We start from the raw sequence: 24,049 nt of genomic DNA on the forward strand, positions 1-24,049 counted from the left end.
TTTTGATGTATGGTTGGCTTGCTTAAATCTATCCGGCGTCTCTATGAATATGGATACCCGCGCCACGATGAGTTCTGCGCCTGATGAACCTTAAAAACTCCCCGGCTTCAATGAGCCATTTTGTTTCTTAGGTTATTCATCAGGCCGATTGGCCGTTCATGTCATCAATAATCAGTCTTCGCAAAACCAGATAGGTAACGTGTATTTCACTGTTTAATCATCAAGTTATTGAATCAGCCAGCCTCTATTAGGCCTGATACTCATTTTGCCGAGTCGTGATTGCCCAGGCTATTCGTGCCAGCTTATTAGCCAGTGCACAGGCAACCACATTCGAATGTTTCTTGCTCAGTTGTGCCTTAACCCACTCGGCAAGTCTCCCATGCTGATGCTCAAGCCGCATCATAAACGCCCGGGCGCATTGAACCAGCAATCGGCGCAAATTTTTGTTGCCGCGTTTGCTGATACCCAGCAGAGTCGGTTTTCCCCCTGTACTGTATTGTCGGGGAACAAGCCCCATCGAAGCAGCAAAATCCCGGCTGCATGAAAATTGTTTTCCGTCACCAAGCTGGGATGAAAGTAGGCTGGCGGTAATGGGTCCCACCCCCGGTATTCCAACGTGGTTATTTGCTCGACAAGATAAAGGTAATGGGCATGTAATTTCATCAGCAAACGGCTCAGATAATCGGGCACGTCGTGTTCTGCCAGAACCAGAGATAACCGTTTAATGACCGCCTCGCCTTTTGGCAGACTGATACCAAACTCCAGCAAAAAAGCGTGCATTTGGTTAGTGGTCTTTACCTTATCTTTGATGAGTGATTCTCTGACACGATGCTGTGCTCTCATCGCCTGTTGCGTCTCCGTTCTCGGCTGGACAAAACGCATTGAGGGGCGTGATGCTGCTTCACATATCGCCTCTGCATCAACGAAATCATTTTTGTTACTTTTGACAAAAGGACGAACAAACTGCGGAGATATCAGCTTCGCATCATGGCCTAAATCAGCGATCCGGCGAGCCATAAAATGTGCACCCGCACAAGCTTCCATCACGACGGTAGTCGATGTACACCCAGATAAAAATTCCATTAATTTTGGGCGGGTAAATTTTTTACGCAGCATAGTCTTGCCGAATTTGTCCTGACAATGGATATGGAAAGAATGCTTGCCGAGATCGATACCAATAAGGGTGACGTTTTGCATGATGGACTCTCCAGAAAAAATACTCTATAAAGAGTATGGTTCACAAGGTGGGGAAGACCATCTTGTATCTTAAAAGTAGGTTAAAATAAATACGATTAGATTTGGCACAGTGTACGCAGTCTGAGTTGCCCTGGGGTTTTAAGCCCGTTTTAAAGCTATTGACGCATACACTGAGCCACTCATCTGAAACCCGAACAGTTGTCCGTCATCCATAACGTATTTGCAAGGCAGGGTAATATGAGTCAGCCAAATCCACTTTGTGTGGGCATCGATGTTTCCAAAGCCTCATTAGATATCGCCGTGAGTACTGGCGTAGAGGCATTCACCGCCAGTAATGATCCTGATGGTTTTGATGCCATTGTGTCCGTACTGAAGCAACATCTCGTGTCCCTGATTCTGATGGAAGCCACCGGTGGACTGGAATCTGCTGTTGCCTGCTCGCTTCAGGCCGAAGGGTTTGATGTCGTTGTTATTAATCCCAGGCAAGCGCGAGATTTTGCCCGGGCCATGGGATATCTGGCAAAGACTGACCGCATTGACGCCAAGGTCCTGACTCAGATGGCAGAAGTGATAAACCGTCATCCCGAACGAGAACGGTTTATTCGGGCGCTGCCAGATGCGGAACGTCAGATTCTTTCTGCCATGGTGGTGCGCAGACGGCAGTTGATTACGATGCTGGTTGCTGAGCGTAATCGCCTACATCCTGCGCATCCTCAGAGCAGAAAGAGCATCAACACTGTCATTAAAGCACTGGAAGCTGAGCTGGCGCGGATCGATGAAGATATGAATAAACATATCCAGATTCATTTTAAGGAACTGGCTGACCGGCTCAGCGCCATCAAGGGCATTGGGGCAATGACAACAGCAGCCCTGCTGGCAGAAGTCCCTGAACTGGGCAAGCTCTCGCGTCGGGAAATCAGTGCACTTGTTGGCGTTGCTCCTGTTAACCGTGACTCGGGAACTATGCGGGGTCGACGAACCATCTTTGGCGGGCGCGCTGGGGTTCGGACAGCGTTGTATATGGCCACACTCGTGGCAACCCGTTTTAACCCGGTAATCAAGACGTTTTACAACCGCCTGCTGGCGGCGGGTAAGGCCAAAAAAGTGGCTCTTGTGGCTTGTATGCGCAAGCTGCTGACCATCTTGAATGCGATGATTAGAAAAAATGAAGAATGGAATAATTCGTATCATCAGATAACGCCATAAAATCGCGTTCAAGACAGTTGCTTAATGGGGTAACGTCTTAAGCGGTGAAATAGAGGCGGGGGAATAACACCTGCCTTTTACGCCGTGGCTTTCCAGAGAGCCGGTCAGCGCCGATGTATGGAATAGCCTGTGAATTTAGGCCGTATCACATTAATTAACGACGACTCTCTGAAATTTATCAAAACCCTGCCGGATAACTGCATTGACCTGATCGCCACTGACCCGCCGTACTTTCGCGTGAAAGACTGTGGCTGGGATAATCAGTGGCAAGATGTAACGGCCTACCTTGCGTGGCTGGATGAACTACTGGCCGAGTTCTGGCGGGTACTGAAACCCAACGGCAGCCTGTATATGTTTTGCGGTTCGCGTCTGGCTTCTGATACGGAACTGCTGGTGCGGGAACGGTTTAACGTGTTGAACCACATCATTTGGGCAAAACCCTCTGGCCCGTGGCGCAGGCAGAACAAAGAAAGCCTGCGAATGTATTTTCCGGCAACCGAACGCATAATTTTTGCCGAACATTACCAGGGACCCTATCACCCCAAAGGTGATGGCTATTTTCGCCAATGTCGGAAACTGAAACAGTCGGTATTTAAGCCTCTGATCGATTATTTTCGTGATGCCCGAAAAGCGTTAGGTGTCACGGCAAAAGAGATTCATGCCGTAACCGGTAAGCAGATGGCCAGTCATTGGTTCAGTGACAGCCAGTGGCAGTTGCCCAATGAAACGGACTATCAAAAGTTACAAGCGTTATTTGATCGTATCGCCCAAGAAAAGCACCAGCGTGGCGAACTGAACAAGCCCTACTGTGAGCTGGTGGAATCTCATTTAACCCTGTCACATCAGTATGACGAGTTGCGACAAGAATACGGTTTAATGCGCCGTTCGTTCACGGTCACAGCCGCCGTGCCTTATACCGATGTCTGGCAGTTTGCGCCGGTACAATATTATCCAGGCAAACATCCGTGCGAAAAGCCTGCTGACCTGATGGCACATATTATCCAGTCCAGCAGCCGCAAAGGGGATTTGGTAGCCGATTTCTTTATGGGTTCTGGGGCAACACTGAAAGCGGCTTTGAAACTCAATCGCCGTGTATTGGGTGTGGAACTGGAAGAAGCACGGTTTAAGCAGACTGAGCAGGAGATTAACGACCAGTTGTCAACTCAGAGTTTGCAGCTCGATGGCTACGCATAGCGTGTTTTTTTGTCTTTCAGCCAAAGTAAACGACCCCTGAGCGGGGCCGTTGGGTTATGGAATGAGTTGTTCTGGAGTACAGTTGTATAGTGCAGCCAGTTTTTCTCGTGTGCGCTTCTGTGGTCGATCTGACGCCTCCCATTGAGACACCGTTGATTGAGCTGTGTTGAGTTTTTCAGCTACCTCGTACTGAGACAGCCCACGATAGATTCGCCAAGCTGCCAGAATAGAAACATCCTGGTCAACCATGATAGACACAACGCCGTTAGGCACAGTCACATCATCGTATTTTGACGGGGTGTATGGTACATCCTCCCAATCTTCCTTTGCGCTGATAAGTTTTTCGTATTCAGCTACTGGCAGGACAACATACAGTGGTTTTCCTGCTTCATCGTTTATGTATTGCATTTTCATGTATTCATCCGGGTGGCTAAGAGTCGCGGTGAATTTAATAATGAGGAAATGGCGGGTTACCCCGCCTAGTACGTTGTCGATGTTCTTCGTTTGACTGCCATTATCGAGCAGATAACCGGTTCGCCGTCAGTAAGTTCAAAGATTATCCTGTATTCGCCAACCCGTAGTCTGTACTGGTTATCAAGGTCATGAAGTTTCTTGATGTCTAGTTTCACTGCAGGGAAAGTTTCAAGTTGGTTAACCTTCTCATTGATAGCTTTCCGGTATCTGGTATCGATTGAAAGCAACTGCTTTCGTGCTTTCCTCGTCCATTGAACCGTAACCATTGTTTCCTCATTTGTTAAAGAACATATCCGCTTGGGATGATTAGATAATACGATTTTAATCGTATCGCGTCAATATTAAATGCGATTAAAATACGATGTTGCTTTCAGGGCTGCGCTCCGGTGTGGTCTTTTTTATCACCACTTTCCGTTTTTTCTCCCTAATTTAAGGGACGAAAATAAGAAGTGGCCATCAATGTATTAACCGAATTTGCCACCGTAATCACTTCCAGAACTTCAGTATCTCCTATTGCGGCTGGCATCCCACTTATTACAACTCACAGGGGCGAACTATTTCACCCCACGGACGCCCATTGTTCAAATGGGGTGGAATATGCGTATGGACAAATACACCAGCCCCACGGCTTACAGTTCGGGGACACTTTTTACTATGTTCGGAGCACTGACTTTGAACGAATGGGCGATCATCATCGGTATCATCTGCACGGTCGGAACGTTTGCTGTGAATTGGTACTACAAGCACAAGGAGCACACCCGTAATGGCAAGCGCAAAAAGTAAGCTCACGGCGGCGGTCATTGGTCTGGTACTTTCCGGTGCGGGTGCCACAGCTATTCTCTCTCAGCTCCTGGATGAGAAAGAGGGCAATCGACTGTCATCCTATCGTGATGCTGGCGGTATCTGGACAATCTGTCGTGGCGTCACTCGGATAGAGGGCGCCCCTGTTCGTCAGGGTATGACATTAACTGCTCAACAGTGTGATGAATTAAACCGGATTGAGTCTCAGCGTGCCATTGACTGGGTGAAACGTAATGTACAGGTGCCACTGACGGAACCACAAATTGCGGGTATTGCCAGTTTCTGCCCGTACAATATCGGCCCCGCACGGTGTTTTTCCTCCACGTTCTACCAGAAACTGAATGCCGGAGATAAACACGGGGCATGTGCTGAAATCAAACGCTGGATATTTGACGGTGGCAAAGATTGCAGGCAGACCAAAGGCCAAACGAACGGCTGTTATGGTCAGGTAGAGCGACGTGCCCAAGAGTCAGAATTAACATGCTGGGGGTTGGATGAATGAAGTTCAATATCACCTACGGTATTGTTATCGCGTTAGTTGTTGCATCCGGTGCTGCCTGCCTCTATCGCTCTGGCTATAAGAAACAGCTCGGCATCAATAGCGATCAAGCAACTGAAATCCAGCAACTAACCGACACCATTAACTACCAGAACACGCACATTGACATGTTGCATGAACTGGACACCCAACACACTCAGGAACTCGCCAATGCCAAGACTGAAATTGACACTCTTCGGGCTGATGTTGCCGCTGGCCGTCGCAAGTTGCGCATCCAAGCCACCTGCCCCGTGTCTGAAACCACTTCCTCCGGCAGCGTGGGCGCTACAACCACCGTCGAACTCACTGGAGAAATTGGATCAGCTGTTCTTGATATCCGAGAAGGCATCATCAACGACCGGGCAAAACTGAGATATTTGCAGGATTATGTTAAAACACAGTGCAGGTAAATAAAGATGCGTGAATTACCAAAAGGCGTGTACAAAACTAATCGGAAAATACATACCCTCACACCGGATTTATCTTAGTGCAAATATGCAAGATTATTTATTATTGTATTGTTGTTTTTGACATAACTTTGAGAGAGCAGAAATGTTAAAAGTAATTGCAGAAGATTTCATCCAGATTGATGCTATAGATATTGTCCTTCCTCTTTATCGTGAGTTAGTCGAAGCAACCAGAGGCTATCGGCGTTGGGTTAGCGGGTCAGAAATAATTACAGGGGGCTTCGGCTCCCTTTTTCTTTTGAGGTGAACCATGCAAAAGATGCTTTATAAGCCGAATGGTGATGTCAATGTCTGGGGAATGCAATTGCAAGTCATAGTCATTGATTCCGATGAGCTGGACAACTATCTGGCTGAGGGCTGGGTTGAACATCCGAATGAGACATTAAGCCAAAAGCCATCGGCGACAGACAGCGGGGCGGGCAAGACCAATCTTGGTAAAGGTCAGGGGGTGAAAGATGAGCCTGATAACCAAGGGTGATCTGGTTCAGGCGGCCTTGCGTAAGCTGGGTGTAGCGTCCGATGCCACGTTAACTGATATCGAACCGCAATCCCTCGCTGATGCTGTCAGTGATCTGGAAATGATGATGGCTGAGTGGTATCAGGATGGTGCAGGTATTGATACCGGTTACCAGTTTTCTGATGCGGAAAATCCGCCTGCTGAGGGCGATGAACACGGCATGAAAAGTAGTGCAGTCAGTGCCGTTGTTCATAACCTTGCGTTACGTATTGCGCCAGATTATGCCGTCGAACCCTCGGTTAAACTTATCAATACCGCCCGGTATGGCAAAGAGTTGTTGTATAAACAATCTGCCATAACCCGTGCCAGGAAATCACGTTCTGATTATCCGGCCAGAATGCCTATTGGTTCCGGTAATCATTGGGCGACGGTGAATGACTGGCATTTTTATCCAGGGAAAAAACTTCATGCCGATTCAACAACTTCCTCTGATGAAGGGTAATGGTAAAAACTTTCACGATGCTGATTATGTTGATCTGCTTCCGGTCAATATGCTGGCGACACCGAAAGAGATATTAGGCGCATCGGGCTATCTGCGTTCTTTCCCTGGCATTAGTAAACGTACTGATGTTGCCGGAATATCGCGTGGCGCTGAGTTCAACACGAAAGAGTCGGTGGTTTATCGTGTGCTGGGTAATAAGCTGTACAGCGGCTCAAATGCCATCGGTGATGCCTCTGGCTCTGGTCGGGTCAGTATGGCGCACAGCTATAACAGTCAGGCTGTGGCGTCTAATGGGGTGATGTCGCTGTATCGTTATGATGGCACGGTTAAAAGGCTGGAGAACTGGCCTGCCTCATCGGGATTTGTCCAGTATGACATTGGTTTAGCGCGTGATATTTGTCGATCCCGTGGGCGTTATATCTGGGTGAAAGATGGTACTGATACTTTTGGCGTCACTGACCTTGAGGATGAATCCCATCCAGACCGCTATCGTGCTTTGTACCGTGCTGAGTCTCAACCCGATGGCATTATTGGTATAGATATGTGGCGTGATTTTGTCGTGTGTTTCGGTTCGTCAACGATTGAGTATTTTTCTCTGACGGGTGCCACTGATACGCAGGCGGCAATTTATATCGCCCAACCCTCACTCATGGTGCAAAAAGGAATTGCCGGCACGCACTGCAAGACACCTTTCGGTGATTCTCACGCCATTATCAGTCACCAGGCTACCGGAGCGCCATCGGTCTATGTCATTCGTCAGGGGCAAGTATCTTCTATTGCCACAGCGTCAATAGAGAAAATACTGCGTGAATATACAGCAGATGAGTTAGCGACTGGCGTAATGGAAACGCTGCGGTTTGATTCTCATGAGCTACTTATCATTCATTTGCCCCGCCATGTTCTGTGTTATGACGCCGCAGCCAGCCAGAACGCGCCACAATGGTGCATCCTGAAAACCGGACTGTTTGATGAGGTCTATCGCGGCATTGATTTTATGTTCGAAGGTAATCAAATCACGGTAGGCGACAAGAAAGAATCTGTGACCGGGCAGCTTAATTTTTCTGCTACTGACCAGTACGGACAACAGCAGGAACATTTGCTGTACACGCCGATGTTTCGAGCCAATAACACTAGGGTATTTGATTTTGAATTAGAGGCATCCACGGGTATAGCCCAATATGCTGACCGATTGTTCCTCTCTGCGACAGCTGACGGCATTAACTACGGTCGTGAACAGATGATCGCTCATAATGCGCCCTTTGTTTATGACAAGCGGGTGTTGTGGCGGCGCGTTGGTCGCATTCGCAAAAACATTGGCTTCAAAATCAGGGTAATCACCCGATCCCCTGTCACCCTCTCAAGCTGTCAAATCAGGCTGGAATAACTATGGCTGATGATAATCTCAAAAGTCCTGTAGAAATACAGGCGACCCGCATTGATGCCACCCTCTTACCTTCTAACTTTTCGCAGCCCTACTTTCTTTATGTTGTCCAGCAAGGCACCGATTTAGGGAATGTGGCTAATAAGGCTAATCAGGCTGGAGATGGGGCTTATGATGCTCAGGTCAAGAATGATGAGCAGGATAAGATACTGGCAAACCATGAAACAAGGATAGAAAAAGCGGAATTAACACTTGTAAATCATGAGGAAAGAATAACCAAGGCTGAGGATGACTTAAAAGCATTAGAGGTAAGGGTATTAAACGTTGAGCACGATGTAGATGGATTAAAAATAAAGATACAAGACATTCAAGGTCAGGTGTCTGAAATAAAGGTTGATTATGTATCGAAAAGCACAACAAGCTCTCAAACACTCTCTTCACCTATCAATGTAAAGAATAGTTACTTGGTCAATGACGTGAAGGTGATTGGGCCGAGAGTTACTGGGTTTACCGCCATGTCTGGCAGCCCTTATAAAGACGATATTAATGTCGATCAGTCATGGACGGCAGAAGAGACTTACACGCCAGCAACAATCCAGTCCCTCATGAATCAGGTTACATTATTGGCTCGTCGGCTTAAAGCGATTGACGATGCTAATAGGAGTCACGGGCTTACAGACTAATGACAAAAATAGACATGATAACTGGCTCACAACTCATGCGGTTGTGGGGCGTTCCGTCATGGGTGAATTATCCGGCTGATTACTATCTGTGGCAGGGTTGCGGTGTGTTTGTCGTGATTGAACGTGGTGATTATGCTGAGCTGCACATGGCGATGAGGAAACAGGATAGATACCGTTGCCGTGATGCCGTGGCTGACATTCTTTCACTGATAGGCAATCGAACCATTCACGCACCAATCCTATCAGTATCAAAGCATGTTTGTAATCTGGCGAAAAAATTCGGTTTTCACCTGCAAGCTGATGACATGGTTGAACTCATAGACGGGCGAAGAGAACAGTTATTTTTAATGGTAAGGAGTGAGTTATGGGTGGGTTAGTTAGCGTCGTGGGTAATGCTATCGGCGGAATTATGGGTGGCATTGGTGCTCATAAAGGTGCCAAGGAGCAAGCTCGTTCAAACGACAGGGCGCTTGATGCTCAGATGCAAATGTTCGACCAGCAAAGTGAGTGGTTATCGCCATTTCGTGAAGCCGGTGAATCTGGGCTGGCAGGATTGCAAGGACTGGCAGGCAAACCTATAGACAGGAACGCCTTGCTGTCTCAGTACTTCCAGAGTCCAGAATATCAGCAGATGGCAGACCAGGCACGTTATCAACAATTGGCTTCGGCCGAGGCGACAGGCGGATTAGGCTCTACCGCAACTGGAAATACTTTGGCCTTCGTTGCGCCACAGTTAGGGCAGAACCTCCTGAACCTGAAGACCGCCGAACAGCAGGACATGTATAACCAGTTACTTGGTTTAGTTAACGTTGGTCTGTCTGGGGCGGGTGCTCAGTCTGCCGCTGCTGCTAACAATGCTAATGCGTTAGGTTCTTTGTATACACAGCAAGGGGCAATCAATGCGGGCAGGAAAGCGCTTCCGTGGCAAATCGCAGCAGGAGCACATAACAGCATTAATAACGGTGCTGCCAGTGACATGAACCAATTTGGCGGCATGGCGGCGAATATGTTTGGCGGTATGATGGGAGGGATGTTCTGATGCAACCCATTAACTATTACGAATCTCTTATGCCTGATTTAGCGGGTCAGGCGCTTAAAGAGACTCAGAATAGACTTGGTCAGGCACAACTGACAGGCCTGAACATGCAGAACCAGCAAATGCAGCAGCAGATGCAAGAGCAACAGGCATTTAGACAGGCTCTTCCGGCTGCAATCAATGATCCGCAACAGTTGCGTGAGTTAGCAGTGCAATATCCCTCGCAGTTACAAAATATTCAGGCTCAGTTGGGATTCAGGAGCGCACAAGATGTCGCTGCGCTTGATAATACCGTCAATCAATTACAGTTGGCTATCTCAACAGGCGATCCGCGTAATGTAGCAGCCGCTATCGTGCAGAATGCTGGCACCATCCAGTCCAAAGGGATTGAGCCTCAGCAGTTAATGGCTATGTATGCAAACAATCCAGAGCAGCTCAATGAAGTCCTGAACACAGTTAAGCTGGGTACTTTGAACGCTAAAGACCAGTTTGAGGCACTGGCCTGATAAAGAGTCATATCCAAAAAACGTTTTCATTAACGGAGCTCGTTGCGACAAAAATAGAAGGCAAGGCATCTCATTAACAGGCGGTGAAAATGTGACGTTAAATAACCTGGTTCTCACAAATACAAAATCCTCTGATTGTCCTACTCCTCTACCAAAAGGTCCTCATGCCGGTATTGATATTGAACCTGATTATTGGCATACATCATTAAGAAATATATCTATAAACAACATTTCAGGAGGAGGGAATGATGCCGGATTATTTTATGTTGCATTAAATCTGGCAAATGCAAATAAACCAGATGATGGAGGTCCCTATGAATGCAGTATTAGTGTGGATGGGGTTAATGACAAATGTTCCAGAGGGGCCGTTGAAATATGGGGAATGCCGGTAAAAGAACCATCTTTTATTGGATTTATTTCAATAAAAAATGTTTGTAGCGATGGAGCTAAGGGGAATGCTGTTGTAATTCATGATTGGTTTGCATCAGGTGGCATTCCTATTTATATTGATGGCCTCAGTGTATTTAATTGGATGCCGCTAGGAGCAACAGATCAGGAAAAAGCCCCTATGATATTTACAGTTAGTGAAAGCAAAACTTTCCCGAATTCAGGTTACCCTCAATTTGGCGTCTTTAAAATAGACAATGTAACATTAGTAAATAATAATGTAGATGATATAATTTCAAAATATGCGATATACACTAGTAATAATAATGGGTTTCATAACTCAAAAATAAAAATATCAAGAATTTTATCTAAAATACCTTTTATATCAAACGTATTTGGTAGAATTGCCATTGATAATGGGGGCTTTGGATTAGGATTGAAAAAACATATTTCCGGCAATGTTGTATTCAATCCCGCTGAAATTTGTGATTATATAGCATCGACAAAGTGCACAATTGATCTTGTTTCTCCTGACGAAAGATTTATTGGTCAGGAATATAAATTTTTAATTGATAGTGGAACTGGTGATGAATATTTACAGTTTAATAGAAATGGTTTGGGTATATTCGTCAATGGCGATAGAATTGACGGGGGTTATTTTAGGTTTTTTAATTCATCAGGTATCGTTAATTTGACTATAGGTAAAGGGTTTTTGTTCTTTAAAACAGACGGTTCATTCGTTGCATCTTTTTAAAGCTATAGTTATCAATTAGTGCAATCAGCTAATTATCTGTTATTATTGGAATTAAGTGTAAGTATAATTAATATACAATTAAATTAATAACATAGGTAAACCAATGGACGTTAAAATAATAAATATCAGAGCGTTAGCTGCTTTTATGGTTGTTTTACTGCACTGTACATCACAAGAGTTTTATACCTTCTCAGATAATTGGTCTGTATACGCTACCTTAGGTGCGTTTGCTAGACCATGTGTTCCTCTTTTTTTGATGATAACTGGATATCTCATGCTCAACAAGGAATATGATATCTTTGATTTTTTGAGGAAAAGATTATTAAGAGTGGCGATACCCCTATGCTTTTGGGGGATGAGTTATGTTGTATTTGTGAGTGTTTTTGGAAATGGACCACTAAATCCAATATCATTTTTAAAAGTTATTTATTCCCCACCCATGTTTCATTTATGGTATTTATATGTAATTATTGGTCTTTATATTATGATGCCAATTTTGTCTAGATGGAGTTGCAAAGCTAGTATTGCAGAAAAATTTTTTTATATTTCTATTTGGATTGTCGTTTTATTTTTATCCCAGACTTTAATAGGAAATTTAATTGTACAGCAATATTATCTTGGATTGTTCGGTTCATATTTGTTCTTTTTTATATCAGGCGGGTTATTAAAGGATATTTCATCAATTTTTAATAAGAAAAACATGACATTGTTTTTTTTGTTATATTCTATTTTTTCAATATTAATTGCCTATCTTACAATTAATGAAAGTTATGGCGGTGGCATTCCAAGTGAAAAATTTTTTGTATACACGCACCCATTAGTAGTATTGCAATCAATATTTTTATTTTGTTTTATGCTGGGATTTAAAAAAACAAATAAATTCATAAATTCCATATCTGAAAATTCACTTGGTATTTATTGCGTTCATGTGGCGATCATAATAATCACATATCAGAATATAAAGAATATATTTGATCAATGGTTGGTAACTTTAATTTCCAGCATTGTGATAACTTTCTTTTCTAGTTGGTTTTTTATAAAATTAGTTAGGAAATTGAAATTTTTTGACAGAGTCCTATAAGGATAAAAAAATCTCAACAACCACCGACTTTAGTCGGTGGGTTAGTGATTAACGGACTGAAAGTCTGGATACGCATCGGCTGAACGATGCGTCATGAAGTTACCCTGACACTTTATCAATGTAGTCAGCGAACTTACTCTTACCATTCCTCCCATACATGTTCAGGAACAATATCAGAGTGCCCTCTTGGTTCTTCCAGAACCTGGCTTATTCCAACAGATGCAGCGACGCAGTTCTATCAATGCAGCCAACGAACCGTTGCACCGTTTTGTGTGGGTGTTGCATAGGCTGAATACTGCCAAATAAGGTGGGACACATTTGGGACGGGTATCGAAAGGCAACCACAGGTAACTGTGGGTAACTTTCGGTAAGATGGGACGTGTGAGCACTGATAAATGCGGTAATTGATTGATTTATAAAGTAGGCTTACTCTCTTCTAAGCCGTAGGTCACAGGTTAGAATCCTATAGGTGGTCAAGGTCTATAGGAAAGATACCAATGAATATTTTTCCTAATGAATCTCAATCAGAAACTATCGAAAAAAACAGAAAGAAAAAAGGGATTTCAAACAACGTTAAGGCACAACAAAACTCACTCTAAAGTTAGCCCGCTTTTATCATTTTCTGTCGGCCATTTTACCAGAATATTACCATCATTTTACCATGAGCAAATTCCGTCCATAAAAAAACCAACCGCAAGTGGTTGGTTTTTCTAGGGAAATTTGGTCGGCATGATAGGATTTGAACCTACGACCCCCGACACCCCATGACGGTGCGCTACCAAGCTGCGCTACATGCCGATGACTTCTCTTATATTACCGTTTTTTATTTGTAAAGCAAGCCCCTAATTTAGTGACCGTTTGATTTTTAAACGATTAATTTGCTAAAAATCGTTTCACTTCCGTTAATATCTGTAATAATTGGGCAAGGTTTGGTTTGGCATCCTGAATTTCATTACCCTCTAAATCATACTGATGATACTGTCCATCCTTGGAAAGATAGACAGTATTTTGGGCCATCGTAACAATTAATGAACCATTATCACCCGTAATAAGCCATGGATTTTCCCTTTGGGCATGAAAGAGATCCTCACCCTGGGAATAATCATCAGGAGAATTAGTCACGTGCAATAAACGGCGCATCAAGGTTGTCATGATATCTTGATGGCTGGTCAACTTATCGATAGTTTGTGCTGGGGTACCAGGCCACTGAATTATCAGAGGAACATGGAGCTGTTCACGATTGAATTTGTCACCCGTAAACCATTTTGCTCTGTTATCTGCTGTTTCTTTACTCTGTTTAGCTGTAATCACAATGATTGTTTTATCTAAGGCACCTTTAGTCTTCAGGGCTTCTAAAACATGGCTGATTTCAGTATCCAGCGCTTTCTTATCAAATTTACCGGAGGAAGGTACAAAACCATTAATATCCAGAAATGAGAACCATGGCGTGGAACCATTTCGTAGATCTAACCATTGGCTCCATTGCGTCACGGTTAAGTTATCGTTTTGTCTTTTAGCTTCTGGCAATGAATAGTCGGTCAGTATGGCCTGGCGATAAAGTGGTGCCTGGAATCCATCTGAAGAAAAGAGGCCAAATTGATACCCTTGATGTGTCAGGGCATCAATAAGTGCTGAGGATTTTCTGGCGTTAAGAATACCGTCCAGATAGCCTGATGATATGCCATAGAATAAACCAAACAATGCAGTGTCATCTTGAATGCCTGTACTGAAATGTTGAGTGAACTGGATATTGTTCTTCGCGAAATGTTCCAGAGTTGGCATATCATGGGTGATGTCTTGTTGATCCAGCCCGTCCACGACTAGCAGAAGTAAGTTATAACCGCGTCCAGTATCCTGATAAGATAAATTATTCAGCGGATAATTGACACCCAAGGCTGTAGGATTGCCTTGTTGGTTAATGCGGCGTTGAAATTCTTGCTGATCTAATAGGCCGTGTTTTTCAAGGAACTTGCGGGCGGTCATTGGATAAGAAATGGGTAAGTTTGAGCGCTGCATGGTAATCGGACGGTAGAAATTGGCATCTGCCCAGATATACATGAGATGTGAAGCGACAAAAGCAGTAATGAATACTGCTGCCAGTGGCTTACCAAATCGTTGACGGCTCAGGCTACGTAACTTTTGCCAACTCCATGTGCCAAAAAGCATCTGTATTAGAAAAATCAAAGGAATACAGATGAACATCAGTTGCCATTCTCTTGCTAATTCACCTTGTTCTGGGTTGGTGACTAAATCCCAAACCAATGGCGTTAAATGCAGGTGAAAGCGAACATAGATGGAGGAATCGAATATCAGTAGTGTTAAACCTGCCGTTGCCAACGTGGCTGAAAGAAACCTCATTAGCCGCTGAGACATAACAATAAATGTTAGCGGAAATAAAATGAGTAAATAGATGGCAAAGACAATGAAACTGAAATGACCAAGCCAACTGACCAGCGCGTAGATGCGACCAAACAGTGAACCCGGCCAGTCAGATGCAAATAGATAGCGACTGCCCAGCACAAGACTGAACATTATGTTGAACAGTGCGAACCAGTGTCCCCAACTGATCATTTGAGAAACTTTTTCGCGGTAATGCTGACAGCGAGTCACCATATTTTCTTTACGTCAACGTGTTAATAAAGATTAATGCGCTTTATCTTCGTTGATTGAAGATTGCAACGCGTGTGCAAACGAGTCTGCGATCTGTCTGCGTTGTGCAGGAGCAATACTCGTATTAATCAAATTTGTTACCATATTACCCAAAACCATCAAGGTCAGGTCAGTTGGAGTATGATCTTTCTCGAAAACATTTACTAATTCAGTTAATAAATGTTCAACTTTTTCATCGCTATAGCGAGATGACTGTGGCATAAATCAAATATCCTGGATGTACAAAGCCCCATATCTTACCGTATAGAGGGGGGGATTTTCTGCTTTTTTTATGACAAATTAACTCTCTGCTGCCGGAGTGGTTGCAATATTGAATATACTGCCTCATTTTACTCTTTGATATGTAGGCTGTTGACCATTAAATGGTGAGTATTTTTGTCAATTGGGTTTTTGGTTGCAGCAGAAAGATAACGATGTTTGAATACGCCGCTAACCGCACGGCCCTAGATGGGCCAAAGCTGCAAAAGGAGTATAAATAATGAGTCTGGAAATTACCCAGATTGCGCTACACCGGTTGATTAAACGTGATGAACAGACGCTGGAAGTAATTTTGCGTGATGCTTTGCTGGATACCAACCAAGTGGTTGAAGAGATGATGGCAGAGCTGCATCGTGTATATAGCGCGAAAAGTAAAGCTTATGGTTTGTTCAGTGAAGAAAGTGAGCTGGCGGGATCACTTCGTCATCTACGTAAAGGAGATGACGATTTTCTCGGATTTAGCCGGGCTGCAACTGTTCGCTTGAAAGATGAGTTGTCAAAGTACCCGTTCGCAGAAGGGGGAACGGTGCTGTTTTGTCAATATCGTTATCTTGCTGTGGAATATTTACTGATTGCAGTTCTTAATAGTTGTAACAGCACGTCCGTCAACGATGAACTCGATGTCAATACGACGCAATATCTTGATATTCCCCATGCTGATATTATCGCAAGAATCGATCTGACTGAGTGGGAAACCAATCCTGAATCCAGTCGTTACCTGACGTTCTTAAAAGGGCGGGTAGGGCGCAAGGTTTCAGACTTTTTTATGGATTTCCTGGCTGCCAGTGAAGGCATGAATGCCAAAGTCCAAAATAAAGGTTTTTTGCAAGCTTTGGATGATTATTGTGAGTCGGCACAGTTGGACAAAAATGAACGCCAGGCTTATCGCCAGCAAGTTTATGGTTATTGTAATGAACAGTTACAGGCGGGCGAGGAAATTAAGTTACAAGCGCTATCCCGGGAGTTACCTTCGTTGGGTGAGCAAAATTTTCAGCAATTTTCGCAGGAAAAAGGCTATGAACTGGAAGAGAGCTTCCCAGCCGATCGCGGAACGTTACGCCAATTAACAAAATTTGCAGGTAGTGGTGGAGGATTAACCATTAACTTTGATGCCATGTTGATGGGAGAACGAATTTTTTGGGATCCCGTAACAGATACGTTGACGATTAAGGGAACGCCACCGAATTTGCGCGATCAATTGCAACGTCATGGTGGTGGTAATCGCTAATACACCAGGTTGTAAAAATAAATAACGCCGCAATTGCGGCGTTATTTACTCGGCGTCCCGATAAAAGCTCGACTGTGGCTCTAATTAAGCACGCAGGAAATCGATGTGCGTCAGTTTAGGTTTAAACGGATGACGCTGTACTGCCTGCACTTTAACTTTAGTTTCTTTACCATCAACAACCAGGGTCAGAACGTCGTAAAATTCTGGCTTACTTTCTTGGTTGATAACTGCATCGTGATCCAGTTCGATAGAAACTGGTTCTTGGTTACCACCATAGATGATTGCTGGAAACTTGTTAGCTCTACGCAGGCGGCGGCTCGCACCTTTGCCCTGCTCTTTACGTACTTCTGCATTAATAGTTAACATTATTTTTTCTCTGTAAAAGAAGAAAATAAATCCTGCTACAGGCGACCCAGCAGCAGGTTCGATACTTGGCTTAACATGAGTTATTACGTTAAGCGGGCGGCATTCTAGCGAAAAACCGATATGACAGCAAATATAAATATGCTTTCCGGTTGGTTAGTGGATAGCCTGTTTGGTATATTTAGGACAAATCATCAGCCCGTCTAAACCGCCCTTGATAGTCGAAAACCTTTTCTCTAATTTGCCAAAAGTGCCCTTTTTTACGCGCGACAACAAAATCAGGATGACGCAATAAAGGCAATTGATTAGCAACGTCTGTTGCTGTTTTCCAGCGAAAAACGGTTCCTGGTGCACGCTGATGCTGGCGAAGAAATTGCAGTTCAAATACTCTCTTTTGGGCTGGGGTCGATAAACGGAACAACTCAGAGACATCCGCACCATCTTCGTCGTAATAGGTGATTTTGAGCCATTCTCCTTTATTGTCGTGACCTGGTGTTAGTTGCATACCACCACAACGTAGCACCAGTGCGTCTTTTAGTTTTAAGGCTGCTTTCAGCATATCATCGGGGTCGACGAGGACTTCTTCACAACGATGGCAGCGTCGGGCCGCGATATCGTTTTCTGCTCCACAATGGGGGCATGATTTAAAACGGAAACGAAAATCACATTGTTGACGTTTCCCATTTTCGTCTTCTGCCCAACCTTGGCAGCGTCGCCCAAAATGCTCAACGATCTCTCCATCTGTCGTGCATATCCCCCAGAAAGTATTGGCAAATTGGCAGATAGGGCAAAATACCTGAACGGGCTGGCTTTGTGAGTTGGGTTTACTATTACCGATTTCAGGCGTGTAAAGATCGTGGGGATTGCCAGCATAGTCCAAAATCAGGCAATCTTTTTTGTCAGGAAATAAACGTAAACCGCGCCCGACGATTTGCTGATAAAGGCTGACAGATTCTGTGGGACGCAATATGGCGATTAAATCAACATGGGGAGCATCGAATCCTGTTGTGAGTACAGCAACATTGACCATATAGCGGAGTTGCTGTTCCTTGAATGCCGTAATTAAGTGATCCCGTTCAGATGGTGGAGTATCTGCGCTGACTAGCGCGGCTTGTCCTGTAGGCAGCAATTGGAAGATCTCTTTGGCATGTTCGACTGTCGCGGCAAAAATCATCACACCTTTTCGATTTTGGGCATATTCAACGATCTGTCTAATGATATGAGGAGTGATACGCTTTTGGCGTTTAAGCTCCCGATTTAATTCCGCTTCATTGAATATCCCTTGTTGGCTGGTGCGTACCTGGCTGAAATCATATTGCATGACAGGCATGTCCAATCTTTCTGGAAAAACCAGAAAATGATGCTTAATCATATAACGCAATGGCAGTTCATAAATACACTCGTGAAAAAAACAGCGTTCGTCACCCCGGATCATGCCATGATAATGATATTGATATATCCAGCCAGCGTTGAGGCGATAAGGTGTTGCAGTTAAACCCAATATGCGGATTTGGGGATTGTTTTTTCGAAGTTGCTGGATGATCTGTTGGTATTGGCTGTTTTCGTCATCGCTGATGCGGTGGCATTCATCGATGATTAGCAGTGAAAAATGGTGGTCAAAGCAATCCAGGTTGCGGGCAATGGACTGAATGCTGCCAAAAACGACTTTTCCTGCACTTTGTTTTTGATTTAGCCCTGCGGAAAAAATGTCTGCATCCAATCCATAAGCACAATATTTGCTGTGGTTCTGCGCAACAAGTTCTTTGACATGTGCTAGTACCAAAACACGGCCATGAGCCAGCTTTGCCAATTCAGCGATGACAAGGCTTTTGCCCGCCCCTGTTGGCAAAACAATAACGGCGGGATCTCTGTGCTGGCGAAAATAGCGAATAGTGGCGTCTACCGCTTCTTGTTGATAAGGACGTAAAGTAAAAGCCATTTTTATGTTACTGTCACAAATATCAGGTAGAAGATAATTGCTGTAGAGAATAACATTTTTCATTGAAGCCTGCCGTCGAGAAATAATTCGTTATTATTTTTCTAGGATCAGGTGGGCTATAACGTGTAGCTTATTGTTGCTATAGTTACTGCCGTGATAATTTTTTTATGAATTATCTGTTTAATCTTGTATCCCAATAGTGGCCTTGAAGTTGTTCGTAATATCAAGGACATGTTCATATGTGTTTATTTTTGTCAGGTACATCTATTCATGCGATTGGATAAATTTTTATCACAACAATTAGGTATTAGCCGCAACGATGTGGGGCGCGAGTTGCGGGCAGGGCGAGTCACTGTCGGTGATGAGATCATCAAAACAAGAGCCTATAAATTAAAGTCCGATCAACAAGTTGCCTATGATGGCACGATATTGCAACAACTCAATGGTCCACGTTATTTCATGTTGAATAAACCCCAGGGATATGTATGTTCGACTGATGATCCGTCAAACCCGACAATTTTGTATTTCATCGATGAGCCTGTTTCTCATCAATTACATTCAGCAGGGCGTTTGGATATCGACACGACAGGGTTGGTTTTGTTGACGGATGATGGTCAATGGTCACATCGTATTACATCTCCCAAACATCACTGCGAAAAAACGTATCTTGTGAGATTGGAACACCCTGTCGCTGAGGATACCGAACAAAAATTTCTGGCAGGGGTGCAGTTAAATGGGGAAAAAACACTGACAAAACCCGCACAACTGGAAATTATTGAGCCTGAACTTGTTCGTTTGACTATTAGCGAAGGGCGTTATCACCAAGTAAAACGGATGTTTGCCGCAGTAGGAAATCATGTTGTTGCGCTTCATCGGGCGCGAATCGGCGAAATTTATCTCGATCCTGCATTGGAGCCAGGAGAATATCGGGCGCTGACGGATAATGAGATCAACAGCATACAAATTCTAACCCCCTAATTTTTATCCTTCAATTGATTCAGGAGTAACTGCGTGCAACAACAGCGTTCGTCTTATTTGGGATTAGTGTTGATCCTTGGTTTGCTTTCTATGTTAATGCCATTGGCCATTGATATGTATTTGCCGAGTATGCCAACGATCGCTGAGAATTTTGGTGTCAGTGATGGTCTGGTACAAATGACGCTGAGTAGTTATATGTTGGGCTTTGCTATTGGGCAAATGATTTATGGGCCAATGTCAGATAGCTTAGGACGTAAGCCAGTCATTTTGGGCGGTGTCATTGTTTTTGCTATCTCTTCTGCTGCCTGTGCTTTAGCACAAGATATTGATACCTTTATTTCCATGCGCTTCTTACATGGATTTTCTGCTGCGGCTGCCGGTGTAGTCATCAACGCTCTGATGCGTGATAGGTTCACAAAAGAGGAATTTTCCCGCAGTATGTCTTTTGTGACATTGGTGATGATCATAGCCCCTTTATTGGCTCCCATGTTGGGTGGGATGTTGATGGTATGGTTTAACTGGCATGCTATTTTTTGGTCGATTGCTCTGGTTGCAGTCATGGCTGTCGGCTTGGTGGCTCTCTTCATAGAAGAGACATTACCTAAAGAGAAAAGACAGAAATTTAACTTAAAAACGACTGTAAGACAGTTCATCATGCTGTTTCGTCAACGTCAGGTACTATGCTACATCATAGCGAGTGGTTTCTCCTTTGCTGGAATGTTCTCTTTTCTCAGTGTTGGTGCATTTGTGTACATCAAACTGAACGGTGTACCTGCACAGCATTTTGGTTACTATTTTGGGCTGAATGTTATTTTTCTGTTCATCACGGCAACTATCAATAGCCAGTGTGTACGTAAATATGGCCCATTAAAAATGTTGCATATTGGACTGTGTGTTCAATTTGTCGTGGGATTATGGTTACTGTTTAGTACCTTGTTTGATCTGGGGTTTATTTCTCTGGTTATGGGGGTTGCCATTTATATCAGCGGAATTTCTATGATTACGTCTAATACTATGGCGGTTGTGTTGGACGATTACCCCCACATGGCTGGAACCGTTTCTTCACTGGCAGGAACCATCCGTTTTAGTATTGCTGCATTGGTGGGCGCTATTTTGTCTTTATTGCCTGAGAAGAATGCCTGGCCGCTGGTAGGCTCAATGGCATTATGCGTGACATTAGCAATGATGCTTATTATCTATGCACGCAGTAAGTCATATAAATAATCAGCATTATAAATAGTCATATTTTGAAAGCAATCACGCTCAGACATAAAATATTTTTAGGGGCCATCTGCCGATATGGGATGGCCTTTTGTTTTGCCTAGAGAACGCTGAACCTTTAGAGGGTTATTGATTAACCTGATAAACAGGAATTATCGAGTAATCATCAAAAAATATAGGAAATTTTTAATATTATCATAGCCAGTTAGTGCCGGGGTGTTGATTTTTTGTTAATTTTTCATGATAACTTTATGACTATGAAAGGTTATAGGATTGTCATTATTTAACCTATTGTAAATAAAACGATTGTGGTTTTATTGGTATTCGGTAACGTTTGAAAGAAACAAATATGTAAATAAATATTGAATTAAAGGTTGCTGTTTTGCATAAAAATAAGTTGAATTTTTTACCTAAACAGTATAAATATATATAAAATGCGAGCTGAGTCGCACTTTTCGTGAAGTAGGAAGTGAAGTAAGTGCGATAACCCAATTTTTATTTTAACCTTTTATTTACTTTTTTGTTGAATGGTTATTCGGTTTTGACGAATCGATAGTCTACAGCTGGTGGTTAGATGTATTAATGTTGTTTCTGATAGGAATGATACGTGAATAATATCCAACTTTCGGTAGTACACAGACTGCCGCAAAGTTATCGGTGGTCAACTGGCTTCGTTGGTACAAAAGTTGAGATTTTACCAGCAGAAGAAACAGATTCAGGAAATAGCCTGATGGGGCTGAAGTTATTAAGCCACGAAGGCGAAGAAGCACGGGAAATTTTGCATGTTATAAATCAGTCTATTGCTGATATGCAGATACCGAGTGCTGTGATTAGATGGGAAGGAGAACCCTGTTTGTTTTTTGCTAAGGAAGATGAGAGTGCAGTGATATGTCGTTTAAAGACGTTAGGCGCTGCAATTGCAGAAAATATAACTGCGCTGTATCCACTATGATTTTACCCATTGACAAAAAACGCTTCTTAAACGGAAGCGTTTTTTAATGCCTGCAAGGGAAAATTCAGTAATAAAACACGTTAGGTGTCGGTCAAACCGAGGTTTTTATGTTATCTGATAACACTCGCCTTGCACCATAGTAGCGTTTACTCCAGTAAGTATCGGTCAATTTGGAAACGATAACCCCATTACTGGTTGAAGCATGAACAAATTGATTATTGCCGATGTAGATACCGACATGACGCCTGCGAACCCCTGTCTTGAACAATACCAGATCACCCGCCCGCAATTTAGAGCGACTGACGGTTTGTCCTATATTTTGTTGTTCTGAGGTGGAACGTGGTAACTCCATACCAAATTGATCATGAAAAGTACGTTGCACAAAAGCAGAACAATCGATACCCCGTTTGGTATTTCCACCAAGCCGATAGGCTACACCTTTCCAGTCAGCGTATTGATTGAGTATCTTAGACTTGATATCTAATTTGTTGACTAGCGTTTCAAATTCATCCTGAGATGCTTGCAGTAAATAATGTTTTCCAGTGTTTACTGCATGCGTCTCAGTGTGTTTATTGCGTAGGTTAGAATCTGGTGAACTACATGCGGTCAGTGTTACTGCCGCTATAATTGCGGGTATCAGCCGCAAGATGTATCTCAGTGTTGGTTTAGATTTAACCATTTATTGATTTTTCCTTGCAGTTCTTAACGTGACTTATCACCACCATGAAAACACTAAATGTTCTAAAGCCTAGTCAGAATAGGGTGAATTAACAAATTTTCTGTCCATAAAGTGTGCGAAGCAACACATTTTATTATTATCTTTACAAAACATGTTATTTTAATAAACAGGACGCAGGAAAGATTACTGAAATCATGAGTAAAAAGCGAGAGACAAAAAGAGTTCTTTACAAAAAATCAGATTAGGAACTAATAGGTTAGAATGATTTGTTGCTATTTTATACTGTTTTAATAAATATGAGATGATATTGAGGAGATAACAGCTATCTCCTCAATATTATGATTTTAATTATCGCGTCTAATATGCGGTAATTTCTTGTCTAACCATGTTGCTATAATATCACTCAATGGGGTTAGCAATATCCAGCTCATGCCTATCAATGTTAAAGATAAAGAGCCTACTGCGATATCTGTAAACCAGTGAGCACCTGCCATAATACGGGGAAGAGCAAAAGCGACCATAATCAGTAGAGCAATGCAGAATGCACTGCGGGAGATATAACGCAGAATGAAGCTGCTGAAAATTAAGAGCATTAAACCGTGATCACCAGGGAAACTGTCTTTGGAGGAATCTTTTGTATGCCAACGGGTTACTTCGTTTATGCGATTAACATTTTCAAATGTCAGCGTTGGACTTGGGCGGCTGACGGGGATTTGATGACCTATTTGATTAATGATAACGGCAGAAATAAGCATCACTAAACCAATCATGAAAAGTCTGCGCTTGCCAGCGTGATCCTGTTTGTGAAATGCACTGTAATAAAGTAAGCCCATGCATAAAAGTGATATGACATCGAATGCCCTAATATTCACGATAGCGACAAATAGGGAAAATTTCGCATCGGGTAATAATTTTTCATTAAAAAAATAAAAGATAGCGGAATCAATATGGAACCAAAAGCCGTGATTCTCAGGCAAGTACCATGAGAGGAACAGGGCAATACCAAGAATATTGAGAATAAATATAGCGAACGGGTGACTGCGAGTCATGAGATACCTATTTAACACGTAAAGTGGAGTTTGGTAGACAAATTAACC

Annotated in this window: 27 protein-coding genes, 1 tRNA gene and 2 pseudogenes; 20 read left to right on the forward strand and 10 right to left on the reverse strand. The window is 43.4% G+C overall.

All coding sequences use genetic code 11. From position 1 onward, the window contains the following. Positions 1-247: 247 nt before the first annotated feature. Positions 248-1,197, reverse strand: a pseudogene (locus PXH59_RS02585) (IS110 family RNA-guided transposase). A gap of 237 nt (positions 1,198-1,434) precedes the next feature. Here PXH59_RS02585 and PXH59_RS02590 point away from each other — a divergent pair. Both PXH59_RS02590 and PXH59_RS02595 read left to right on the forward strand, forming a co-directional pair. After that, entirely contained in the window at positions 1,435-2,403 is a 969-nt protein-coding gene (locus PXH59_RS02590) for an IS110 family RNA-guided transposase (protein ID WP_285808913.1), read from the forward strand. 129 nt (positions 2,404-2,532) lie between these two features. After that, on the forward strand, positions 2,533-3,597 hold the full coding sequence (locus PXH59_RS02595; RefSeq protein ID WP_285810204.1) for a DNA-methyltransferase: 1,065 nt from the start codon (positions 2,533-2,535) through the stop codon (positions 3,595-3,597). A gap of 54 nt (positions 3,598-3,651) precedes the next feature. Here the strand turns inward: PXH59_RS02595 and PXH59_RS02600 are convergent, their stop codons facing one another. After that, entirely contained in the window at positions 3,652-4,011 is a 360-nt protein-coding gene (locus tag PXH59_RS02600; protein WP_285810206.1) for a helix-turn-helix domain-containing protein, read from the reverse strand. A gap of 65 nt (positions 4,012-4,076) precedes the next feature. Further along, a complete protein-coding gene (locus PXH59_RS02605) occupies positions 4,077-4,337 on the reverse strand; it encodes a type II toxin-antitoxin system RelE family toxin (protein WP_285810208.1) in 261 nt (86 codons plus the stop codon). A 331-nt stretch (positions 4,338-4,668) separates the two neighbouring features. On the opposite strand from PXH59_RS02605, the gene PXH59_RS02610 reads away from it, so the two are divergent. The 14 genes and pseudogenes from PXH59_RS02610 to PXH59_RS02675 all read left to right on the forward strand — a co-directional run bounded on the left by PXH59_RS02610 (position 4,669) and on the right by PXH59_RS02675 (position 12,951). Continuing rightward, positions 4,669-4,854, forward strand: coding sequence for a phage holin family protein (locus tag PXH59_RS02610; RefSeq protein WP_285810210.1), 186 nt, complete (start codon positions 4,669-4,671; stop codon positions 4,852-4,854). After that, a complete protein-coding gene (locus PXH59_RS02615) occupies positions 4,835-5,374 on the forward strand; it encodes a lysozyme (protein ID WP_285810211.1) in 540 nt (179 codons plus the stop codon). The genes PXH59_RS02610 and PXH59_RS02615 overlap by 20 nt, the downstream gene beginning before the upstream one ends. After that, positions 5,371-5,820: a lysis protein gene (locus PXH59_RS02620; protein WP_285810213.1), complete on the forward strand. Its 450-nt coding sequence runs from the start codon at positions 5,371-5,373 to the stop codon at positions 5,818-5,820. Before PXH59_RS02615 ends, PXH59_RS02620 begins: the two co-directional genes overlap by 4 nt. A gap of 142 nt (positions 5,821-5,962) precedes the next feature. After that, a pseudogene (locus PXH59_RS02625) lies at positions 5,963-6,052 on the forward strand (putative quinol monooxygenase); the annotation flags it as partial. 75 nt (positions 6,053-6,127) lie between these two features. Further along, positions 6,128-6,355, forward strand: a complete 228-nt coding sequence (locus PXH59_RS02630) for a hypothetical protein (protein ID WP_285810214.1) — start codon at positions 6,128-6,130, stop codon at positions 6,353-6,355. Next, positions 6,333-6,836, forward strand: coding sequence for a packaged DNA stabilization gp4 family protein (locus PXH59_RS02635; protein ID WP_285810216.1), 504 nt, complete (start codon positions 6,333-6,335; stop codon positions 6,834-6,836). The genes PXH59_RS02630 and PXH59_RS02635 overlap by 23 nt, the downstream gene beginning before the upstream one ends. After that, positions 6,802-8,220 carry a packaged DNA stabilization protein gene (locus tag PXH59_RS02640; protein WP_285810217.1) on the forward strand — a complete coding sequence of 473 codons (1,419 nt, stop codon included), beginning with the start codon at positions 6,802-6,804 and terminating at the stop codon, positions 8,218-8,220. The genes PXH59_RS02635 and PXH59_RS02640 overlap by 35 nt, the downstream gene beginning before the upstream one ends. A 2-nt stretch (positions 8,221-8,222) precedes the next feature. Next, entirely contained in the window at positions 8,223-8,900 is a 678-nt protein-coding gene (locus PXH59_RS02645; protein WP_285810219.1) for a phage tail protein, read from the forward strand. After that, positions 8,900-9,277: a hypothetical protein gene (locus tag PXH59_RS02650; RefSeq protein WP_285810221.1), complete on the forward strand. Its 378-nt coding sequence runs from the start codon at positions 8,900-8,902 to the stop codon at positions 9,275-9,277. Before PXH59_RS02645 ends, PXH59_RS02650 begins: the two co-directional genes overlap by 1 nt. Continuing rightward, the gene (locus tag PXH59_RS02655; protein ID WP_285810222.1) at positions 9,265-9,939 is read left to right on the forward strand and encodes a DNA transfer protein; all 675 of its coding nucleotides are present in this window, start codon (positions 9,265-9,267) and stop codon (positions 9,937-9,939) included. The genes PXH59_RS02650 and PXH59_RS02655 overlap by 13 nt, the downstream gene beginning before the upstream one ends. Next, the gene (locus PXH59_RS02660) at positions 9,939-10,442 is read left to right on the forward strand and encodes a phage DNA ejection protein (RefSeq protein ID WP_285810224.1); all 504 of its coding nucleotides are present in this window, start codon (positions 9,939-9,941) and stop codon (positions 10,440-10,442) included. The genes PXH59_RS02655 and PXH59_RS02660 overlap by 1 nt, the downstream gene beginning before the upstream one ends. A gap of 91 nt (positions 10,443-10,533) precedes the next feature. Beyond that, positions 10,534-11,583 (forward strand): hypothetical protein, encoded by a 1,050-nt coding sequence (locus tag PXH59_RS02665; protein ID WP_285810225.1) that lies wholly within the window; start codon positions 10,534-10,536, stop codon positions 11,581-11,583. A 103-nt stretch (positions 11,584-11,686) separates the two neighbouring features. Beyond that, entirely contained in the window at positions 11,687-12,664 is a 978-nt protein-coding gene (locus PXH59_RS02670) for an acyltransferase (protein ID WP_285810226.1), read from the forward strand. Between the two features lie 86 nt (positions 12,665-12,750). Continuing rightward, on the forward strand, positions 12,751-12,951 hold the full coding sequence (locus PXH59_RS02675) for a hypothetical protein (RefSeq protein WP_285810227.1): 201 nt from the start codon (positions 12,751-12,753) through the stop codon (positions 12,949-12,951). Positions 12,952-13,385: 434 nt separating this feature from the next. On the opposite strand, the gene PXH59_RS02680 is transcribed toward PXH59_RS02675, so the two are convergent. From PXH59_RS02680 to PXH59_RS02690, 3 genes are all read right to left on the reverse strand, one after another. Then, a tRNA-Pro gene (locus tag PXH59_RS02680) sits at positions 13,386-13,462 on the reverse strand. Positions 13,463-13,537: 75 nt separating this feature from the next. After that, positions 13,538-15,277 (reverse strand): LPS biosynthesis-modulating metalloenzyme YejM, encoded by a 1,740-nt coding sequence (yejM, locus tag PXH59_RS02685; protein WP_285810229.1) that lies wholly within the window; start codon positions 15,275-15,277, stop codon positions 13,538-13,540. Positions 15,278-15,307: 30 nt separating this feature from the next. Next, positions 15,308-15,535 (reverse strand): YejL family protein, encoded by a 228-nt coding sequence (locus tag PXH59_RS02690; RefSeq protein WP_047769341.1) that lies wholly within the window; start codon positions 15,533-15,535, stop codon positions 15,308-15,310. Positions 15,536-15,812: 277 nt separating this feature from the next. Here PXH59_RS02690 and yejK point away from each other — a divergent pair, with 277 nt between their 5' ends. Then, positions 15,813-16,820 carry a nucleoid-associated protein YejK gene (yejK, locus tag PXH59_RS02695; RefSeq protein ID WP_047769339.1) on the forward strand — a complete coding sequence of 336 codons (1,008 nt, stop codon included), beginning with the start codon at positions 15,813-15,815 and terminating at the stop codon, positions 16,818-16,820. 84 nt (positions 16,821-16,904) lie between these two features. Here yejK and rplY read toward each other — a convergent pair whose 3' ends face one another. Then, positions 16,905-17,186, reverse strand: a complete 282-nt coding sequence (gene rplY, locus PXH59_RS02700; RefSeq protein ID WP_047769337.1) for a 50S ribosomal protein L25 — start codon at positions 17,184-17,186, stop codon at positions 16,905-16,907. A 178-nt stretch (positions 17,187-17,364) separates the two neighbouring features. Further along, complete coding sequence (gene radD, locus PXH59_RS02705) at positions 17,365-19,122, reverse strand: DNA repair helicase RadD (protein ID WP_047769453.1); 1,758 nt, start codon at positions 19,120-19,122, stop codon at positions 17,365-17,367. A 270-nt stretch (positions 19,123-19,392) separates the two neighbouring features. Between radD and rsuA the strand changes: the two genes are divergently transcribed. The 3 genes from rsuA to PXH59_RS02720 all read left to right on the forward strand — a co-directional run bounded on the left by rsuA (position 19,393) and on the right by PXH59_RS02720 (position 22,273). Further along, positions 19,393-20,100, forward strand: a complete 708-nt coding sequence (rsuA, locus tag PXH59_RS02710) for a 16S rRNA pseudouridine(516) synthase RsuA (RefSeq protein WP_285810232.1) — start codon at positions 19,393-19,395, stop codon at positions 20,098-20,100. A 33-nt stretch (positions 20,101-20,133) separates the two neighbouring features. Next, positions 20,134-21,324: a Bcr/CflA family multidrug efflux MFS transporter gene (locus PXH59_RS02715; protein WP_285810234.1), complete on the forward strand. Its 1,191-nt coding sequence runs from the start codon at positions 20,134-20,136 to the stop codon at positions 21,322-21,324. 604 nt (positions 21,325-21,928) lie between these two features. Continuing rightward, on the forward strand, positions 21,929-22,273 hold the full coding sequence (locus PXH59_RS02720) for a YejG family protein (protein WP_285810235.1): 345 nt from the start codon (positions 21,929-21,931) through the stop codon (positions 22,271-22,273). Between the two features lie 91 nt (positions 22,274-22,364). On the opposite strand, the gene mepS is transcribed toward PXH59_RS02720, so the two are convergent. Then, the gene (gene mepS / locus PXH59_RS02725) at positions 22,365-22,952 is read right to left on the reverse strand and encodes a bifunctional murein DD-endopeptidase/murein LD-carboxypeptidase (protein ID WP_047769330.1); all 588 of its coding nucleotides are present in this window, start codon (positions 22,950-22,952) and stop codon (positions 22,365-22,367) included. Positions 22,953-23,296: 344 nt separating this feature from the next. Then, positions 23,297-24,001, reverse strand: a complete 705-nt coding sequence (locus tag PXH59_RS02730; protein ID WP_285810236.1) for a phosphatase PAP2 family protein — start codon at positions 23,999-24,001, stop codon at positions 23,297-23,299. Between the last annotated feature and the right edge of the window lie 48 nt (positions 24,002-24,049).

Source organism: Xenorhabdus bakwenae, assembly GCF_030272115.1.
In the GTDB taxonomy this organism is placed as follows: domain Bacteria; phylum Pseudomonadota; class Gammaproteobacteria; order Enterobacterales; family Enterobacteriaceae; genus Xenorhabdus; species Xenorhabdus bakwenae.

Coding starts and splice junctions, on each gene's coding strand:
- PXH59_RS02675 (WP_285810227.1), top strand. CDS start 12,751: ATGCGTCATGAAGTTACCCTGACACTTTATCAATGTAGTCAGCGAACT.
- PXH59_RS02645 (WP_285810219.1), top strand. CDS start 8,223: ATGGCTGATGATAATCTCAAAAGTCCTGTAGAAATACAGGCGACCCGC.
- PXH59_RS02635 (WP_285810216.1), top strand. CDS start 6,333: ATGAGCCTGATAACCAAGGGTGATCTGGTTCAGGCGGCCTTGCGTAAG.
- PXH59_RS02660 (WP_285810224.1), top strand. CDS start 9,939: ATGCAACCCATTAACTATTACGAATCTCTTATGCCTGATTTAGCGGGT.
- PXH59_RS02605 (WP_285810208.1), bottom strand. CDS start 4,337: ATGGTTACGGTTCAATGGACGAGGAAAGCACGAAAGCAGTTGCTTTCA.
- PXH59_RS02640 (WP_285810217.1), top strand. CDS start 6,802: ATGCCGATTCAACAACTTCCTCTGATGAAGGGTAATGGTAAAAACTTT.
- PXH59_RS02650 (WP_285810221.1), top strand. CDS start 8,900: ATGACAAAAATAGACATGATAACTGGCTCACAACTCATGCGGTTGTGG.
- PXH59_RS02630 (WP_285810214.1), top strand. CDS start 6,128: ATGCAAAAGATGCTTTATAAGCCGAATGGTGATGTCAATGTCTGGGGA.
- rplY (WP_047769337.1), bottom strand. CDS start 17,186: ATGTTAACTATTAATGCAGAAGTACGTAAAGAGCAGGGCAAAGGTGCG.
- radD (WP_047769453.1), bottom strand. CDS start 19,122: ATGGCTTTTACTTTACGTCCTTATCAACAAGAAGCGGTAGACGCCACT.
- PXH59_RS02730 (WP_285810236.1), bottom strand. CDS start 24,001: ATGACTCGCAGTCACCCGTTCGCTATATTTATTCTCAATATTCTTGGT.
- yejK (WP_047769339.1), top strand. CDS start 15,813: ATGAGTCTGGAAATTACCCAGATTGCGCTACACCGGTTGATTAAACGT.
- rsuA (WP_285810232.1), top strand. CDS start 19,393: ATGCGATTGGATAAATTTTTATCACAACAATTAGGTATTAGCCGCAAC.
- PXH59_RS02615 (WP_285810211.1), top strand. CDS start 4,835: ATGGCAAGCGCAAAAAGTAAGCTCACGGCGGCGGTCATTGGTCTGGTA.
- PXH59_RS02600 (WP_285810206.1), bottom strand. CDS start 4,011: ATGAAAATGCAATACATAAACGATGAAGCAGGAAAACCACTGTATGTT.
- yejM (WP_285810229.1), bottom strand. CDS start 15,277: ATGGTGACTCGCTGTCAGCATTACCGCGAAAAAGTTTCTCAAATGATC.
- PXH59_RS02670 (WP_285810226.1), top strand. CDS start 11,687: ATGGACGTTAAAATAATAAATATCAGAGCGTTAGCTGCTTTTATGGTT.
- PXH59_RS02690 (WP_047769341.1), bottom strand. CDS start 15,535: ATGCCACAGTCATCTCGCTATAGCGATGAAAAAGTTGAACATTTATTA.
- PXH59_RS02655 (WP_285810222.1), top strand. CDS start 9,265: ATGGGTGGGTTAGTTAGCGTCGTGGGTAATGCTATCGGCGGAATTATG.
- mepS (WP_047769330.1), bottom strand. CDS start 22,952: ATGGTTAAATCTAAACCAACACTGAGATACATCTTGCGGCTGATACCC.
- PXH59_RS02590 (WP_285808913.1), top strand. CDS start 1,435: ATGAGTCAGCCAAATCCACTTTGTGTGGGCATCGATGTTTCCAAAGCC.
- PXH59_RS02620 (WP_285810213.1), top strand. CDS start 5,371: ATGAAGTTCAATATCACCTACGGTATTGTTATCGCGTTAGTTGTTGCA.
- PXH59_RS02610 (WP_285810210.1), top strand. CDS start 4,669: ATGCGTATGGACAAATACACCAGCCCCACGGCTTACAGTTCGGGGACA.